This window comes from Variovorax sp. OV084, from assembly GCF_900111625.1.
GTDB lineage: Bacteria > Pseudomonadota > Gammaproteobacteria > Burkholderiales > Burkholderiaceae_C > Variovorax.
Window position 1 is genome coordinate 74,506 of sequence record NZ_FOII01000016.1, and the last position, 17,541, is coordinate 92,046.

The following is a 17,541-nucleotide window of genomic DNA, read 5'->3' on the forward strand; positions in this document are numbered from 1 at the left end:
GCGATTCTGGCGAGCGAGTCGTGCGGCGGCTTGCTTCAACTGGTCGTGTTTCTCTGCCCGGATAGAACAAACACGCATAGCTCATAACCGGTTATATCGATAGCCTCAGGGCATGGACCTGAAACAGCTGGAGTACTTCATCCGCGTGGCCGAACTCGGCAGCTTCACCCGCGCGTCGGACGTCATCGACATCGCGCAGCCCGCATTGAGCCGCCAGGTGCGCCAGCTGGAAGTGGAGCTGCGGCAGAACCTGCTGGTGCGCAACGGCCGCGGCGTGGTGACCACGGATGCCGGCAAGCGCCTGCTGGAGCATGGCCGCGGCATCCTCCACCAGGTCGAGCGGGCAAGGGAAGACATGAGCCTCATGCGGGATGCGCTGGCCGGTCGGGTCGCCGTCGGCCTGCCGCCTAGCGTGGCCGGTGTGCTGACGGTGCCGCTGGTGCGGGCCGTGCGTGAGCGGCTGCCCGATGCGGCGCTGTCGATCACCGAGAACCTATCGACGGCAATGCAGGAATCGCTGCTCACCGGCCGGCTCGACATTGCGCTGCTCTACAACCCGCAGCCTTCGCCCGACGTGGACAGCGAGACGGTGCTGGAGGAGGACCTGTTCCTGGTCAGCGCGACCAAGGGCACTGGGCCGGCGCGGCGTGGCGCGCCACTGGCCTTGCATCAGCTGGCCGAGCAGCAACTGGTGATCCCGACCCGGCCCAATGCGATCCGCATGCTGGTCGAGGCGGAGCTTGCCGCCATCGGCCGGCGGCCGCAGATCGCGCTGGAGATCGACGGCGTTCCGGCCATCCTCGCGCTGGTGGCCGATGGCGCCGGCCACGCCGTGCTGTCGCGCAATGCGGTCACCCTCGCGGGACGGTCGCAGCGCTATGCGATCAGGCCAATCGTCAAGCCCGGCCTGCGCAGCCGGCTGGCGCTGGCGACCAGTTCGCAGCGGCCAGTCACGCGCACGCAGCGGGCCATGGGGGAACTGCTGCGCGAGCTCGTGCAGCAGCACCTCGGTGCCAATGCAATGGCCGATGCGGCTCAGAAGCGGTGACGCACGCCCACACCCACGCTGCCGCTGTTTCGAAAACCGGTCAGCCGGTCTTGCATGTAGACCGCGTACAGGTCGGTCCGCTTTGACAGAAAGTGGTCATAGCCGGCCGTCCAGGTGGTGCGGTGTGTTTCGGCGGCGCCCGTCACCTTGCGCTCGGTGCGCGCCACCGAGGCGAGGAAACGCCCTGCACCCACCGGAACCGCCGCGCCCAGCTGCGCGGTATTGGCGGTGGTACGAATGTCGGGCGTGCGGGTGCGCTGCAGCTGGCCGTACAACTGCACGGCCTTGAAGTCGTAGGAGGCGCCGATCAGCGCGGCATCCTGCCGGCCGATGGTCGTGGTGAAGCCGGGGCCCGTCTTGGCCTGCTGCACAGACACCACGGCGGCAAAGGGCCCGGCCGCGTAGTTGAGGGTCAGGTTCAGGTTGCGGATGCCTTCGCGGTCCTGCACTTCGCCCATGCCGTAGAGCAGGCTGGCGCGCAGCCCGGCGAAGGTAGGCGAGGTGTACTGGATGGCATTGCTCCACACGCTGTCGCCGAGCACGGCGCGGTTGTACGTGGGCTGCCATGTGTGGAGCATGACGGGCGAGAACTGCAGCGACACGCCGAACGGATTGAAGGCACCGCTGGCCACGAACATCGGATTGGTCTGCCGGCCGAGCGACAGCTGGCCGAAGCCGCCGGCCAGGCCCACCCACGCGTTCCGCGAGAAGTACGGGTCGGTGCTGTTGCGCCCGAAGGTGCCGGAGTCGGTCTGGAAGAAGCTTTCCAGTGCGAACTGCGCCTGCAGCCCATCGCCGAGGCTCTCGCTGCCTCGTACGCCCCAGTAAGCCGTCGTCATGCCGCCGCTGCCGAGCACCTTGGTGCGGCCGGGCTCGTCGCTGCGCTGCATCGATCCGACGAAGGCATCGAGCAAGCCGTAGATCTGCACGCTGGCCCCAGGGTCTGCGGCAGTCTGTGCCCACGGGGAATGCGTGGTGGTGCACAGAGCCAGCACCGGCAGGGCGCGTAGCGAAAGTGCCTGAAGGCGGGAAAGTCTTCTCATGTCGTCTGTCTCCTCGTTGTGATTCGTAGCCTGCAAGGGCGCAGGCGCGCGCATCCGCACGCCACGGTCGTGCCGTGGCGTGGGGGCGGTGTCAGTGGTGTGTACGAAGCGCGGCGGCGGCGCTCAGTCGTACCAGTACAGGCGGGTCGGGTTGTCGACCAGCAGCTTGCGAAGCTGCGCCGGGTCGTCGCTGAACAGCGGCAGCAGGTCGACCAGCTTGCCGTCGTCGGGCATTTCGCGCACGTTGGGGTGCGGCCAGTCGGTGCCCCACAGCACGCGATCAGGCGCGGCCTCTATCAGCCGGCGCGCGAAGGGCACGGCGTCTGCATAGGGCTGGCCCTGGGTCGAGAGGGTCTGCGAGATGCGCTCGGCGCCGCTCACCTTGACCCACGCGCGCTCGTCGCGCATCAGCTCCAGCATCATCTCGCAGGCCTTCTGGCCGAGGCCGTGCTCGACCATCGTGCGGCCCATGTGGTCGATGACGAAGGGCACCGGCAGCGTGTCGAGGAATGCGCGGTAGGTGACAAGGTCATCTGCGTCCAGGTGCAGCACCAGGTGCCAGCCCAGCGGCCGGATGCGCTCGGCCATGCGCAGCACCGTGGGCAGGTCGGGTGCGCCGCCCAGGTGCTGCACGAAGTTGAAGCGCACCGAGCGCACGCCGGCCTTGTGCAGCGCGGCGAGTTCGGCATCGGTGATGCCCGCGCCCACCATGGCTACGCCGCGGTAGGTGTCGGGCGATTGCGCGATGGCGTCGAGCATGGCGCGGTTGTCATGGCCATGCACGCTGGCCTGTACCAGCACCACGCGTTCGATGCCCAGCAGTTCGTGCAGGGCGCGCAGCTTTGCGGCGGGCGCATCGGGCGGCGTGTAGCGGCGGTTGTCCGAATACGGAAACACGTCGCCGGGGCCGAACACATGGCAGTGCGCGTCGCAGGCGCCAGCGGGCAGGCCGAACGTGGGGCGGCTCGGGTTTGGATGGGGCGGGGCGATGGTTTTCATCAAGGCTGGTTCACTGCTTACTGCTTGGGAATGCCGGCGCGCTGGATCACGGCCGACCAACGTTGGATCTCGCTGTCGAGCAGCCGCGCCTGTTCCTGCGGTGTGCTGCCGCGCGGCTCCACGCCGAGGCTCTGCAGGCGCTTCTTGACTTCGGGCGAAGCCAGCGCCGCACGGGCCTCCTGGTTCAGGCGGGCGATCACGTCGGGCGGTGTCTTGGCGGGCGCGGCCAGCGCGTTCCACGATGCGACCTGGAAGCCTGGCGTCCCGCTTTCCGCAACGGTCGGCACGTCCGGCAGGCTGGGCGAGCGCTTGTCGCCCATGACCGCCAGCGCGCGCATGGCCTTGCCTTCGATCTGCGAGAGAACGGGCGAGAGGATTTCCACCGCCACGTCGACCTGCCCGCCACGCAGCGCCGTGACCACGGCCGGCGTGCCGTTGAAGGGCACGACCTGCGCATCGATGCCGAGTGAACTCTTCAGCAGCTCTCCTGCCAGGTTCTGCGTACTGCCGACGTTGATGGTGCCGATGTTGAGCTGGCCTGGATGGGCCTTGGCGTGAGCCACCAGGTCGGTGAATGTCTTGAACTTGCTGTTGCTCGCGGCGAGTACCGCCATGTCGAAGTAGCCGAGCGTGGAGATCGGCGTGAAATCTTTCACCGTGTCGTAGGGCAGCGACTTGAACAGGCCCACGCTCACGGCATTGCCGTTGGACATCAGCAGCAGCGTGTGGCCGTCCGGCGGCGCCTTGGCTACCGTGTCGGAAGCCACCACGCCACCCGCGCCGGGCTTGTTGTCGACCACGATGCTCTGGCCCATCGATTCGGACATCTTCTGGGCCACGCTGCGCGCGACCAGGTCCGCCACGCCGCCGGCACCGAAGGGCACGACCAGGCGGATCGGACGCGAAGACAGGGGGGCGGCCAGCGCGGGCGATGCGCGCAAACCGGCGGCCAGGGTCAGCATCAGGCCGACGAAGCCGCGACGGGAATGTCTCATGTGTCTCCTTGTTGAACTTGTGTGCGGCCTTGCGCGCCGCCGACCCGAACTATTGCCCGTGGGTCATCCCCCGGCAAGATCGCGTTCGCACTGGGAGATATAGTTTTTCGGCATGGCTGGGCGCTCGCGTGGCGCTCAGCGTCAATCCAGCCGCAGCGACCCCAGCCGCGCGACGATCAGGTCGTGCAGCGTCTGCGCAGCCACCGACAGGCTGCCTTCGCGCCGCTGCACCATGTAGAGCGTTCGCGTGAGGGAAGGCAGGGGCAGCGGCCGCGTCACCAGCGTCTCGCGCTGGAAGTGGAACAGCGTGAGCGCGGGCACCACGCTGATGCCCAGCCCAGCCTCGACCAGCCCCATCACGGTGGCCAGGTGCTCCACTTCGAACACCGCATTCAGCCTTTGCGGATGCAGCGCCGCGTCGAGCGCCTGCCGCACGCTGCTGTTGCGCGCCATCTGGATGAAGGGGTGGGGCGCGATCTTCTTCACCGTGAGGCGCGGCTCGCGCGCCAGCGGATGGTCGGCGCGGCACACGAGGTGGAAGCGGTCGGTGCAGAGCTTGCGCGCACGCAGGTCGCTGTCTGCCGTGCCTCCGGCGCCCGAGGCGGCGAGCGCGAAGTCGGCCTGGCCGTTGCGCACCAGCGCGATGCAGGCGTCGGACAACGCATCGTCCAGGTCGATGCGGATGCCCGGCCAGGCTTGCATGAATTCTGCGAACACCGTGGGCAGCCAGCCGGCCGCGAGTGAGGGCAGGGCGGCCACGCGCACGCGGCCCTTGCGGCGCTCCACATGATCGGCGAGGTCGCCCATGGCGCTGCCCATGTCGTCGAGCAGCCGGCGCGCGGAGCCCTCGAACAGCCGGCCCTCGGGCGTGAGCTGCACGCTGCGAGTGTCGCGGTCGAAAAGGCGGGTGCCGATTGCGTCTTCGAGCGTGCGGATCAGCGCGCTGAACGCGGGCTGCGAGAGATGGCTGCTCTGCGCCGCGCGCGTGAAGTTGCGGTGCTCTGCCAGCGCGAGAAAGGCGCGCAGCTGCCGCGTGGAGAGGTCGGGCGTCTTTCTCATAATGTCTCTCTTGTTATTTGAAAAGCGGATCAATCGATCCGTATTTTCGATTTTACGGATGACCAGCCGCTGCCTACAGTGCACGGCAATGAACTCCATTGATCCGCCCACGCTGCTGATAGGTTGCGCCGCCGGCTTCTCGGGCGACCGCACCGACGCCGCCGGGCCGGTGGTCGACACGCTGATCGCGCGGTTGGCAAGCGGCCCCAAGGGGCAGCGCGCCTTCCTCATCTTCGAGACACTGGCTGAGCGCACGCTCGCGCTGGCCCAACTGCGCCGCCGCGACAACCCTGAAGCGGGCTACGAGCCGCTGCTCGACCACATGCTGCGCCCCGTGCTCGCGCGTTGCCTGGCGCATGGCATCCGCATCGTGAGCAACTTCGGCGCCGCCAACCCGCGCGCCGCCGCCCGACATATCGCCCGGATGGCGCGCGAACTGGGTGCGAGCGCGCCGCGCATCGCGGTGGTGGAGGGCGACGACCTGTCGGGGCCCGAACACCGCGCGCTGCTGAACGAAGCGCTCGGCGCGCAGATGGAAGGGCTGCGCATGGTCAGCGCCAATGCCTACATCGGCGCCGAGCCGATTGCCGCCGCGCTCGACGCGGGCGCGCAGATCGTGGTGTGCGGCCGCGTGGCCGACCCGTCGCTCACCGTTGGCCCGGCCATGTCGCACTTCGGCTGGCGCGCCGACGACTGGGACCGGCTGGGCCGAGCGACCATGGCGGGGCATCTGCTCGAATGCGGTGCGCAGGTGTGCGGCGGCTACTTCGCCGACCCTGGCTACAAGAACGTGCCGGGGCTGGAAGCGGTGGGCTTCCCCATCGCAGAGATCGACGCCGACGGCCGCTGCACCATCGGCAAGGCCGACGGCACAGGCGGCCTCGTAAGCGAAGCCACGGTGAAGGAACAGCTGCTCTACGAAGTGCACGACCCTGCGGCCTACTTGACGCCCGACGTGGTCGCCGATATTGCCGACGCCGAAGTGCACGCGCTGCCCGGCGTGGATCGCGTTGCGCTCTCCGGCGTGCGCGGCCATGCGCGGCCGGGCCGCTACAAGGTCAACGTCTGCCATGAAGGCGGCTGGCTGGCCGAGGGCGAAATCTCCTATGCGGGGCCGCGCGCCGAGGCCCGTGCGCGGCTCGCGGCGGACGTGCTGCGCAAGCGCCTGGCCGGACTCGCGTTGCGCGTGGACCTGATCGGCGCGCTGAGCATCCTGGGCGACGACGCGGGCCGTGCGCTGGCGGATACACCCGACGCCGGCCTGCGCGACGTGCGCCTGCGCGTCGCGGCCACGCATGCCGATCGCGCGCAGGCCGAGCGACTGGCGCGCGAGGTCATGGCGCTCTACACCTGCGGCCCGGCAGGCGGCGGCGGCGTGCGCACCGCGCTCACGCCGCGGCTCAACACGCTGTCGTGCCTGCTGCCGCGCGAGGCGGTGCCGGTGCGCTTCGAACTGCTCGGCGAGGAGGCCCTGGCATGAACACCACTACCGACACCGTCGAAGTGCCGCTGTACCGCGCCGCGCACGGCCGCACCGGCGACAAGGGAGATCGCTCCAACATCAGTGTCATCGCCTGGCACGCCGAGCTCTATCCCTTGCTGGTCGAGCAACTCACGACCGAGCGCGTCGCCGCGCAGTTCCACCACCGCGCACCGTCGCAGGTGCAGCGCTTCGTGTTGCCGAAGCTGCACGCGATGAACTTCGTGCTCGACGCGGTGCTGGACGGGGGCGTCAACGACGCGCTGAACCTCGACGCACATGGCAAGGCGCTGTCCTTCCTGCTGCTCGACATGCCTGTCCGCGTACCTCGCGCGCTTGTGCCCTTGCTGGCCGGACCATAGCCGCAGCTCTTTTCTTTTCCCCTAGCCATTCCATCCGGAGACAAAACAATGAAACGATTTCCCCTCACCGTGCTGACCGCCGCACTGGCCCTGATGCCACTGCTGAGCCATGCGCAGGCCTTCCCCGAGAAGGCCATCACCTTCGTCGTGCCCTTCGCGGCCGGCACCGCCACCGACCAGATCGCACGCGCGCTCGGCAACCAGATCGCGGCGGAGACGAAGCAGGCCGTCATCATCGACAACAAGGCCGGCGCCAGCGGCTTCATCGCCTCGCAGAACGTCGCCAAGGCGCCCGCTGACGGCTACACGGTGCTCATCACCACTAACACCACGCACGCGGCCAACGAGCACCTGTTCAAGAAGCTGCCCTACGACCCGGTGAAAGACTTCGCGCCCATCGCGGTGCTCGGCAAGGGCGGGCAGATCATGGTGGTGAATCCCTCGTTCCCTGCGAAGAACGTGGCCGAGTTCATCGCGCTCGCGAAGAAGGATCCGGGCAAGTACAGCTTCGGCAGCGGCAGCTCGTCCAGCCGCATGGCGGGCGAGCTGCTGCAGCAGATGGCCGACATCAAGCTGCTGCACGTACCCTACAAGAGCAACACGCTCGCAGTGACCGACCTGCTGGGCAGCCAGATCAACATGATGATCACCGACACGGCCACCGGCCTGCCGCAGGTCAAGGCCGGCAAGCTGCGCGCGCTGGGCATCTCCAGCTCGGCACGCTCGCCGCTCGCGCCCGACGTGCCCACCATCTCCGAGGCCGGTGTGAAGGGCTACGAGATGGGCTACTGGTTCGCGGCCTATGCACCCGCGAAGACGCCGCCCGCAGTGGTCAAGCGGCTCAACGAATTGCTGGTGAAAGCCGCGAAGAGCGAGGCTGCGAAGACCGCGTTCTACGAGCCGACCGGCACCGAGGTGTTCACGACCTCGCCCGAAGAGCTTGCGAAGTTCCAGGCCAACGAGTCCCAGAAGTGGGGTCGCATCGTGAAGTCGGCCGGCATCGAGGCCGAGTAGCCCGCGCGCCGTAGCGGGGACCGGCGCCGCAACGCGACAAGACACACAACGAAGGAGACAAACCATGAAACGCTGGAGCCTTTGGGCTGCCACGGTGGCTTCGGCCGCCCTTTTTCTGAGCGCATGCGGTGGAAGCGGCGGAGGAGGTGGTGGCGTGCTGCTGCCACCGCCCACCACCACGACACCCACCACACCGCCCGTGACTGCCACCGCGCCCAAGTACAAGCTCGCCATCACGGCGACCGAAGACGTGCCCGGCACATTCGGCAGCGTGGGCGCCTACGAGAAGATCACCGGCACCTTCACCGGCGAGGTCGATCCGAAGGACGCTCGCAACGCCATCATCCAGGACCTGTCGCTCGCGCCGCTTAATGCGAACGGCAAGGTCGAGTACACGTCGGACTTCGTGCTCTTCAAGCCGAAGGACATGACCAAGGCCAGCGGCGTGCTGCGCTACGACGCGCCGAACCGCGGCAACATCGTGAGCCTCGATCCGTACTTCGCCTCGCGCGGCTACGTGTTCCTGACGGCCGCCTGGCAGGGCGATGTGCCGGCCGGGCCCGGCAAGCTCACGCTGAAGGTGCCGGTCGCGAAGAACGCCGATGGCAGCAGCATCACCGGCACCTACCGCGCCGAGTTGCTGCCTACCGCAGCGAACAACGATTCGCTGCCCTTGCCAGGCGGCCCGTTCAATGCGGCGATGCAGGCCTATGCCACCGCGAGCCTCGACAACACGAAGCCCGGCTATGTGCTCACTCGCCGCATCAACGAAGGCGACGCGCGCCAGCTCATTCCCGCGAGCGAGTGGAAGTTTGCGAAGTGCAGCGCCGCCACGCCGTTCCCCGGTACGCCCGACGAGACGAACGTCTGCCTCAAGGACAAATGGGACCCGGCCTACTTGTACGAACTGGTCTACATCGCGAGAGACCCGAAGGTCATGGGCCTGGGCCTCGCGGCGCTGCGCGACATGATCAGCTTCTTCCACCGCGACGCGAGCGATGCGGCGGGCACGGTCAACCCGGTGGCTGCTGCCATCAAGAACACCATTGCCTCGGGCGTCTCGCAGTGCGGCAACTTCATGAAGACCTTCGTGCACTTGGGCTTCAACGAGGACCGTGCGGGCCAGAAGGTGTTCGACGGCGTGTTCGCGCAGATCGCGGCGCGGCAGACCAACATCAACATGCGCTTCTCCATTCCTGGCGGCGGCGGTGGCGTGCGCGCCGACCACACGGCCTTCGGCCAGGCCGGCACGCGCGGCCTTTCGAAGGACTACGTGGACGACGTGGCGCAGCGGCGCGGCGGCATCCTGTCGCGCTGCGAGGCGAGCGGCACCTGTCCCAAGCTCTTCATCGGCTTCAGCGGCACCGAGTTCTGGACCCTGCAGGGCTCGCCGCTGCTGACCGATGCCTGGGGCACGACCGACCTCGTGCAGCCCGGCGACGCGCGCATCTACTACTACGCGAGCACGCACCATCTGCTGGGCCTCCCGTCGCTGCCGGGTGCAAGCGCAGGGGCGCTGTATGCGACCAACGGCAATGCCGGCGTGATTCCGGTCGTGCGCGCGCTGTACCAGAACCTGGAAGACTGGGTCGTCAAGGGCACGACACCGCCCGACAGCCAGGTGCCGAAGCTGGCAGACACCACGCTGGTGCGGCCGCAGCAGGTCAAGTTCCCGGCGATTCCGGGCGTGAGCTACACGGGGCTGGTCAACACCTATTCGCTGCTGGACTGGGGCCCCAACTACAGGCCGCAGGACGAGAGCGGCATCGCCACGCAGGTGCCGCCGGCCTACCTGGGCCGCGACTACGCGATCCTGGTGCCGCAGGTGGATGCGGACGGCAACGACATCGCGGGCATCCGCAGCCTGGACGTCACCGTGCCGCTGGGCACGAACACCGGTTGGAACTACACCAACCAGCCGGGCAGGATCGACCAGGCGGGCCTGTTCGGGTCGTACTTTGCGTTTGCCAAGACGGCGGCGCTGCGCGGAAGTGATCCGCGCCCGTCGCTGCAGGAGCGCTATGTGGATCAGGCGGGCTACATCGCGGCCTTGACTGCGGCCGCCAATGATCTGGTGGCGAAGCGCTTCATGCTGCGTGTGGATGCCGACGCGGCGATTGCCAATGCGCTCGCCAATCCGGTGCTTCCTTAAGCCGAGTGCACCCCAAAGCCCGTCTTGCCCGGCGCGATGTCTTCGCGCAGGGTGAGCGCGGGAATCTCGTAGTCGCCGGCGTTCTGCCGGCGGAACGGGATCGGGTCTGTGGTGAACAGCGTGTCGAGCCGCTGACCCAATTCCTCGGTGATGCGTGCGTAGGCTGCCTCGTCGACCTTGTGCGTGCGATGCACCACGTACGGCGGCAGCACGTCGAATCCGGGGTAGTAGAGGATGCCGTGGTGGATGGGAAACAGCAGGTCGTCCATCGGCCCGTTGATGCCGCGCGGCGCGTAGTGCGATGCCCAGCCGCCGGTCGTCACCACCAGCATCGCGCGCTTGCCGGCCATCACGCCTTCGCCGAAGCGGTCGCCCCAGTGCGTGTCCGAATGCTCGCCGAGGCCGTAGGCAAAGCCATAGGCGTAGATGCGCTCGACCCACCCCTTGAGGATGGCGGGCATCGAGTACCACCACAGCGGAAATTGCAGGACGACCGCGTCGGCCCACAGCAGCTTTTCTTGTTCGGCGGCGATGTCCGCGGTTTGCGTGCCGGCCTCGAATGCGTGAAGTGAATCGAGCACGGGGTCGAAGCGCGCGGCGGTGTCGCGCGCGGGGAAGTCGTCGGCGTCGAGCGCGGGCTTCCAGCGCATGGCGTACAGGTCGGACACCTGCACTGAATGGCCCGCAGCCGTCAGGCGTTCGAGCATGAAGCGATGGAGCGCGCCATTGAGCGAGGCGGCTTCGGGGTGGGCAAGTACCAGAAGGATGTTCACGGTTTCACAAGGGTTCGAATGAAGATGCCCTCAGGTTAGGCTTCGTAGCGATATATTGGAAATGAATAGTCTGAATTCCAGGAATTGCCATGAACAATTTCAGCCGCCTTGACCTCAACCTGCTGGTCACGCTCGACACGCTGCTGGCCGAGCGCAATGTCACGCGTGCGGCCGAGCGGTTGAACCTGTCGCAGCCCTCGGTGAGCGTGCAGCTCGCCAAGCTGCGCGAAGCGTTCGACGACCCGCTGCTGGTGCCCGCGCAGCGCGGCATGCGGCCCACCGCGCGCGCCGATGAACTGCGCGAGCCTCTGCGCGAGGCGCTTGAATCGCTGGGCCGTGCAGTGGCGCCAACTCGGCCTTTCGATCCGGCCGAGGCGACCACCACCTGGCGCGTTGCCGCGGCCGACTATGCCGAGTCGGCCATCCTGCTGCCGGCGCTGGCCGGGCTGCGTGCCGCGGCGCCGCACACGCGGCTGGCCGTGGTGGAGGCCGTGCCTTCGCGCATGGCGCGGCAGCTGGAGAGCGGTGAGGTCGACCTGTTCTTTCACACCAGCGTGGGCGCGCCGCGTGGCCTGCATGCGCGGGTACTTTTCCACGAACGCTACGTGCTGGCTGGGCGGGCAGGGCATCCGCGCCTGAAGCGCCGGCCGACGCTCGCGCAGTTCTGCGCGCTGGAGCATGTGGTGGTGTCGCTCGCCGGCGGAGGCTTCGCCGGGCCAACGGACGAGGCGCTGGCCGAAAAGGGTTTGACGCGGCGCGTGGCGCTGTCGGTGCCGCACTTCCTCTTCATGATGTCGGTGCTGGCCAGCACAGACATGGTCGCGATGCTGCCCGAGCGGCTGGCGCGCGGCGCGGCCGGGCTGCGGATGGTGGAGGCGCCGCTCGAAGTGCCCGGCTACGAGATGGCGATGCTCTGGCACGAGCGTCGGCACCGCGACCCGGCGCACAAGTGGCTGCGCGAGCAGATCGTTGCGAGCCTCTGAGCCGGGCTCGGAAGGCGGGCTCAGAAGGCGCTGATGGCCTTGTCGGTTTCCGCCTTGCGGTGCAGCGGCAGCCACAGCGTGAAGCGCGTCCCGGTGCTGCCGGACTGCCAGCTCACCGTGCCACCGATCACCTGCGCGCGCCGCTGCTGGTTGCGCAGCCCCCGTCCGCTTCGGCGCAGGGCCTCTTCCACGTCGAAGCCTTCGCCGTTGTCTTCGATCACCACGTTCACGCCTTCATCGACCGTCGCGGTGCTCACGCAGATGACGGTGGCCCGCGTGTGGCGCAGCACGTTGGCGACGCATTCCTGCACGATGCGCAGGATGTGCAGCGCGCCGTCCGGGTCCAGCCAGGGCAGCGAGGGCACGGGTTGCACTTCCCATTGCAGCGTGATGCCGGCGCTCTCGATGCGCGGCGCGAGGCGAAAGCGCATGGTTGCCAGCAGGAGCAGCAGGTCGGCTTCCACGTTTTCCATGGAGTCGATCACCAGCCTCAGGTCTTCCATGCAGCCCTTGAGCACGCGGGAAATCTCGGCCTCGCTCATGGCGCCTCGCTCCACCGAGCGGATGGCGCTGATCAGCGAAGAGCCCAGCCCGTCGTGCATGTCCTGCATGAGGCGGCGGCGCTCGGCATTGAGCATGTGCTGGTTCTCGATCACGCGCAGCCGCTGGTAGCTTTGCTCCAGCTCGGCTTCGCGCGCCTGCAGGCGCTGGGCCAGTCCCTTGTTCAGCCGGGCCACTTCGGCGAACGCGCCTGTGTAGCGCTGGAACATGATGTACGAGAAGACGAAGAACAGGCTGATGATGGCGTAGGGAGAGGTGTACACGGCCTCCGGGCTGACCAGGTTGTTCTGCAGAAGCCCGTCATAGGAAGTGAATGCGACGGCGAAGACAGTCCAGCCCGCCACCAGTCGTCCCTCGGGCAGTTGCGCGCGCAGCGCCTTGCGCAGGTTCACCGCAAAGATCGTCACCGCGACGGGCAGCACCATCAGGTTGAGCAGGGGCGTGAACAGGTAGAGACTGACGATATCCGTCGACACATGGGGCAGCGTTGCGATATTGCAGGCCAGCGCCAGGGTCACCGACACACGGGTCAGCCAGGGTGATGGCTGCTGGTGAAGGCGCTGCAAGAACAGGTGGATGAGGACGATCAGCCAGAGCAGGCTGGCCACTGTCATCCATTCGAACCAGTCGTCCGAAATCGGGATGAAGCTGCCGCCCGCGTAGTAGTGAAGCGTGCGCAGGAAGGCGAGCGCCGAGATGGCAAAGAACAGCAGGTAGAGCGATTCGCGCCTCTTGAACAGCCACACCGCGAACGCGAATGCGCCAACCGCCAGGAACGCGGCGCTGCCCATGAAGGGCAACTGCACCTGCAGCAATTGGCGGATCTGGTAGCGCCAGCTCAGCGATTCCTCGTCGCCCACCCACAGGGTCGAAAAGCCGCTGCCGCTGTTGCGCAGGCGGTCGACGCGAATCAGCACAGATGCCGGGGCGGGCGTATTGGCGGTCGCGTTCAACGGCAGCAGGAGCGGATGGTTGTAGCCGTTGTGGATGGGGCTGCCATGCGACTGGTAGAGCAGCACGCCGTCGCCGTACACCGCGATGTTGCCCAGGGTTTTCCAGCGCGGGAGGTAGAGAAGCTGCTGCTGCGTCTTCGGCGTCAGCCCGGACAGTTCGATGCGGTACCAGTCGGTGACGGTTCGCTCGCCGCTCGACGCATTGGGCACCAGTTCGCGCCGGGCTGTGTGGGGGAGGCTGACAGTCTTCCAGCCATCGGTTGGCAGCGCGGCGTCCACGATATGCCGCGGAGGTGCGGAATAGCCTGTGCCGGAAACCGAGAGCAACTCGGCCTGCGTGATGTGGACAGGGCCGTCGTGCTGCGGCACCGCATCCGCCGGGAGTTCATCGGCGTACGCAAAAGACAGGAAGGCCAGCGGCAGGGCCAGCCAAAGCCTTGCGATCCACCGGCTGATTCGCCAACAGCCTTTGCTGCCTAGCCTCATAGATCGCTTCTGCCTCGGAAATCACTTTTCGCGTGCTGTGGATGCGCCGGACGATTGCCGGCACCGTGCTGTAGCCATCTTTTGACGAGCCCAGACTCCCGCTCACGCGGGCGGGCGCAATTATGTCCTCGCCCAGCCTTTCCGGCCAAACCAGGCAACTTGCCGCAAATTCTTGAATGGCATAGGCCGTCCGTCGAATGCACAGCGGCGGCCTCGCGCCCTAGCATGGAGCGCGTCGCCGCTCTTGCCGCACTCTGCCCGATGCACCGATGAAAACGCTCGCGTTCCTGGCCAGCCTCGCCGGCATGGCATTGCTTTCGCTCGCCACGGGCGCCGCCGAGCCCGCCAAGGACCACCCGCTGGTTGGCCGCTACGAGGGCGCGGTGCTCGACGGCTACAAGGCCGCCGCCTACGACGAGGTCGGCCTCATCAAGGAGCCGTTCCAGAACTGGGCCGGCGGCAAGCCCGACCTGCTCAAGGTCGAGGGCAAGGTGACGCTCTACCTCTACAGGCTGCCGAAGGACCGTTCGCTCCTCGAAGTGCAGCGCAACTACGAGTCCAGCCTGAAGGCCAAGGGCTTCGAGGTGCTCTTTACCTGCGGCACGGCCAATGCCTCCTGCTACAAGCCGCGGCCAGGCAGCGTGGACACCAATACGCCCTACGACTTTGCGCTGGCCTTCGACGACCCCGAGTGGCCGCGCCTGGGCAGCCGCGGCGACTACGCGCGCAACTATTTTTCGGTGAGCGGCCGCTACCTGCTGGCGAAGAAGGCCGGGCCCACGGGCACCGTCTACGCCAGCATCGCGCTGGCCGAACACAACGCCGATGTCGGCAACCACGCCTTCGTGCGCGTGGTCGAGAGCAAGGCGATGGAAGACAACAAGATCGTGTTCGTCGACGCGACGGCCATGCAGAAGAGCCTGGCGGAGACGGGGCGCGTCAATCTCTACGGCATCCTGTTCGACCTGGACAAGGACATCATCCGCCCCGAGTCGCAGCCCACGCTCGACGAGATGACCAAGCTGATGCGCAGCAACCCGCCGCTGAAGCTGTCGGTGGTGGGGCACACCGATGCGCAGGGCGAGGCGAAGCACAACGACGACCTGTCGAAGCGCCGCGCGCTGGCGGTGATCGCGGTGCTGGTGAAGGCTGGGGTGGATCCGCGCCGCTTCACCACGCGCGGTGCGGGCGCGTCAGAGCCGGTGGCGCCCAACGACAACGAGGCGGGGCGGGCGAAGAACCGGCGGGTGGAACTGATCCGCCTATGAAGGAGCTCGCTCGCGCCCTCAAATGACCGGCACGCTGGTTTCCTTCAGCACGCGCAGCACGAAGTGCGACTTGCTGTGCCGGATGCCCGGGATCTTGTAGAGCTTTTCGCGCAGCAGCCGCTCGTAGTCGCGCGTGTCGCGCACGGCGATGCGGATGTAGTAGTCGTAGTCGCCCGACACCAGGTAGGCCTCCTGTATCTCGGGAATGGTCGCGAGTACGCGGCCGAAGTCGTACAGGGTCTCGTCGGTGTGGCTTTCGAGCGTGACCTGCACGATCACCGAGTCGTGATAGCCGAGCTTGGCCGGATCCACGTCGACCGTGTAGCGCTTGATGACGCCAGAGGCTTCGAGCTTCTTGATGCGCGTCCAGCAACTGGTGGGCGACAGGCCGACCTCGTTGCCGATCTCCTGCAGGGTCTTGCGCGAGTCGAGCAGCAGCACGCGCAGGATCGCCAGGTCGGTCTTGTCAAAAGATCCTTCGTTGTCGCCGGGTGTTTGCCGATTGGTTTTCATTAATCGAGCTTAAAGAGCCAAAAGAAAGAAGCATATTTTGCTCCCGAACCGGAAGAATTGACGGCATGCGACTGCTCGACCTACCCCTCACGCCCTCCCTCTCTCTTCACCCGGAAACGCCAGCGCGCATTCGCAACGGCGCCGAAGCCCTGCTCGACACGCTGGTCGAGTGTGGCGTGGACACCATCTTCGGCTACCCCGGCGGCGCGGCGCTGCCGCTGTACGACGCGCTGCACGGCGAGCCGCGGCTGCGCCATGTGCTGGTGCGCCACGAGCAGGCGGCCGTGCATGCGGCCGAAGGCTATGCGCGCAGCACCGGCCGCGTGGGCGTGGTGCTGGTCACTTCGGGGCCGGGCGTGGGCAACACCATCACCGGGCTGCTCGATGCCATGAGCGATTCGGTGCCGGTGCTTTGCATCAGCGGGCAGGTGGCAACGGCCGTCATCGGTACGCAGGCGTTCCAGGAGAGCGATGCGCTGGGCATGTCGCGTTCGGTGACCAAGTGGAACCGGCAGGTGCGCTCGGCCGACGACGTGCCCTCGCTGGTGCGCCGCGCGCTGGAGATCGCTACCACCGGCCGCCCTGGGCCAGTGCTGCTCGACGTGCCGAAGGACATCCAGCTCGACCGCCTGGGCCAGGCCCCCGAGCCAGCGCCGCTGCGGGCCCTGCGCACGAGCCGCATGGCGCTGCCGCCCAAGGCCATGATGCAGCGCGCCGCCGACCTGCTCTCGACCGCGCGCCGGCCCGTCATCTACGGCGGCGGCGGGCTGGTCAATTCGGGGCCTGCCGCGTGCGGGGCCTTTGCGAAGCTCGTGAACCTGCTGCACGCACCGTGCACGCTCACGCTGATGGGGCTGGGCGCGTTCCCCGCGTCCGACCCGAAGTTCATCGGCATGTTGGGCATGCACGGCATGCTCGAAGCCAATCTTGCAATGCACGAGGCCGACCTCGTGGTGTGCGTCGGCGCGCGCTTCGACGACCGCGTGACCGGCAAGCTCGACGAGTTCTGTCCGCATGCACGCAAGATCCACATCGACATCGACCCTGGCAGCATCAACAAGGTGGTGCGCGTGGACGTGCCGATGGTGGGCGACTGCGAGGTGATCCTCGAAGGCCTGCTGGCGCTGCTGCCAGCGGAGGGCTTCGCGCCAGAGCGCCTTGCACCGTGGTGGGCGCGCATCGAGCGCTGGCGCGCGGAAGACTGCCTGGCCTTCGAAGCGCGCGAGGACTCGATCCTGCCGCAGCAGCTGATGTCGTCGCTGCAGAGCGCCATCGGCGGTCGCAATGCCATCGTGTCGACCGACGTGGGCCAGCACCAGATGTGGGCCGCGCAGTACCTGCGCTTCGACAGCCCGCGCCACTGGCTCACCTCCGGCGGGGCCGGAACCATGGGCTATGGCCTGCCCGCCGCCATCGGCGCGCAGATCGGCCACCCTGAAGCGCTGACCGTGTGCGTGAGCGGCGATGCCTCGGTGCTGATGAACATCCAGGAGCTCTCCACTGCCGTGCAGCATCGCGTGCCGGTGAAGCTGGTGCTGTGCAACAACGGCTACATGGGCATGGTGCGGCAATGGCAGGAGCTGAACCACGGCAACCGCCTGAGCCACAGCTGGAACGAGGCATTGCCCGATTTCGTGGCGCTGGCCAAGGCCTTCGGCTGGGGCGCGCGGCGGGTGTCGGACCCGGCCGAGCTGGAAGACGCGCTGGCCGAATGCCTGGCGAGCCAGGGGCCGTTCTTTCTCGACGTGCAGGTGGCGGCGCAGGAGAACTGCTTTCCGATGATGCCCTCGGGGCATGGGCACCACCGGGTGATGCTGGCGAAGGACAGGTGGTACGAGGAATCCTGAGCGCA

Annotated in this window: 15 protein-coding genes; 8 read left to right on the forward strand and 7 right to left on the reverse strand. The window is 67.4% G+C overall.

The genetic code is table 11. From position 1 onward, the window contains the following. Positions 1-112: 112 nt before the first annotated feature. Entirely contained in the window at positions 113-1,048 is a 936-nt protein-coding gene (locus tag BMW87_RS27675) for a LysR substrate-binding domain-containing protein (protein WP_093080374.1), read from the forward strand. On the opposite strand, the gene BMW87_RS27680 is transcribed toward BMW87_RS27675, so the two are convergent. From BMW87_RS27680 to BMW87_RS27695, 4 genes are all read right to left on the reverse strand, one after another. Beyond that, positions 1,036-2,091, reverse strand: a complete 1,056-nt coding sequence (locus BMW87_RS27680) for a porin (protein ID WP_177192854.1) — start codon at positions 2,089-2,091, stop codon at positions 1,036-1,038. The genes BMW87_RS27675 and BMW87_RS27680 overlap by 13 nt on opposite strands. 123 nt (positions 2,092-2,214) lie before the next feature. Beyond that, positions 2,215-3,090, reverse strand: coding sequence for an amidohydrolase family protein (locus BMW87_RS27685; protein ID WP_093080378.1), 876 nt, complete (start codon positions 3,088-3,090; stop codon positions 2,215-2,217). Positions 3,091-3,107: 17 nt separating this feature from the next. Further along, positions 3,108-4,085: a Bug family tripartite tricarboxylate transporter substrate binding protein gene (locus BMW87_RS27690; protein ID WP_093080380.1), complete on the reverse strand. Its 978-nt coding sequence runs from the start codon at positions 4,083-4,085 to the stop codon at positions 3,108-3,110. Positions 4,086-4,226: 141 nt separating this feature from the next. After that, complete coding sequence (locus BMW87_RS27695) at positions 4,227-5,144, reverse strand: LysR family transcriptional regulator (RefSeq protein ID WP_093080383.1); 918 nt, start codon at positions 5,142-5,144, stop codon at positions 4,227-4,229. An 88-nt stretch (positions 5,145-5,232) separates the two neighbouring features. On the opposite strand from BMW87_RS27695, the gene BMW87_RS27700 reads away from it, so the two are divergent. The 4 genes from BMW87_RS27700 to BMW87_RS27715 all read left to right on the forward strand — a co-directional run bounded on the left by BMW87_RS27700 (position 5,233) and on the right by BMW87_RS27715 (position 10,152). Next, positions 5,233-6,624 carry an acyclic terpene utilization AtuA family protein gene (locus BMW87_RS27700; protein ID WP_093080386.1) on the forward strand — a complete coding sequence of 464 codons (1,392 nt, stop codon included), beginning with the start codon at positions 5,233-5,235 and terminating at the stop codon, positions 6,622-6,624. Continuing rightward, positions 6,621-6,986: an AtuA-related protein gene (locus tag BMW87_RS27705; protein ID WP_093080388.1), complete on the forward strand. Its 366-nt coding sequence runs from the start codon at positions 6,621-6,623 to the stop codon at positions 6,984-6,986. The genes BMW87_RS27700 and BMW87_RS27705 overlap by 4 nt, the downstream gene beginning before the upstream one ends. A 48-nt stretch (positions 6,987-7,034) precedes the next feature. After that, a complete protein-coding gene (locus tag BMW87_RS27710; RefSeq protein WP_093080391.1) occupies positions 7,035-8,000 on the forward strand; it encodes a Bug family tripartite tricarboxylate transporter substrate binding protein in 966 nt (321 codons plus the stop codon). A gap of 64 nt (positions 8,001-8,064) precedes the next feature. Further along, entirely contained in the window at positions 8,065-10,152 is a 2,088-nt protein-coding gene (locus tag BMW87_RS27715) for an alpha/beta hydrolase domain-containing protein (RefSeq protein WP_093080393.1), read from the forward strand. Here BMW87_RS27715 and BMW87_RS27720 read toward each other — a convergent pair. Next, positions 10,149-10,925 carry an NAD(P)H-dependent oxidoreductase gene (locus tag BMW87_RS27720; RefSeq protein ID WP_093080396.1) on the reverse strand — a complete coding sequence of 259 codons (777 nt, stop codon included), beginning with the start codon at positions 10,923-10,925 and terminating at the stop codon, positions 10,149-10,151. The genes BMW87_RS27715 and BMW87_RS27720 overlap by 4 nt on opposite strands. Before the next feature lie 89 nt (positions 10,926-11,014). On the opposite strand from BMW87_RS27720, the gene BMW87_RS27725 reads away from it, so the two are divergent. After that, entirely contained in the window at positions 11,015-11,908 is an 894-nt protein-coding gene (locus BMW87_RS27725; RefSeq protein ID WP_093052481.1) for a LysR family transcriptional regulator, read from the forward strand. A 20-nt stretch (positions 11,909-11,928) separates the two neighbouring features. On the opposite strand, the gene BMW87_RS27730 is transcribed toward BMW87_RS27725, so the two are convergent. Further along, positions 11,929-13,908, reverse strand: a complete 1,980-nt coding sequence (locus BMW87_RS27730) for a sensor histidine kinase (RefSeq protein WP_093080399.1) — start codon at positions 13,906-13,908, stop codon at positions 11,929-11,931. Between the two features lie 269 nt (positions 13,909-14,177). Here BMW87_RS27730 and BMW87_RS27735 point away from each other — a divergent pair, with 269 nt between their 5' ends. After that, the gene (locus BMW87_RS27735; protein ID WP_093080401.1) at positions 14,178-15,176 is read left to right on the forward strand and encodes an OmpA family protein; all 999 of its coding nucleotides are present in this window, start codon (positions 14,178-14,180) and stop codon (positions 15,174-15,176) included. An 18-nt stretch (positions 15,177-15,194) separates the two neighbouring features. On the opposite strand, the gene BMW87_RS27740 is transcribed toward BMW87_RS27735, so the two are convergent. Continuing rightward, positions 15,195-15,689: an Lrp/AsnC family transcriptional regulator gene (locus BMW87_RS27740; protein WP_177142350.1), complete on the reverse strand. Its 495-nt coding sequence runs from the start codon at positions 15,687-15,689 to the stop codon at positions 15,195-15,197. Positions 15,690-15,754: 65 nt separating this feature from the next. On the opposite strand from BMW87_RS27740, the gene ilvB reads away from it, so the two are divergent. Next, a complete protein-coding gene (gene ilvB / locus BMW87_RS27745; RefSeq protein WP_093080404.1) occupies positions 15,755-17,536 on the forward strand; it encodes a biosynthetic-type acetolactate synthase large subunit in 1,782 nt (593 codons plus the stop codon). The last annotated feature ends 5 nt before the right edge of the window (positions 17,537-17,541 follow it).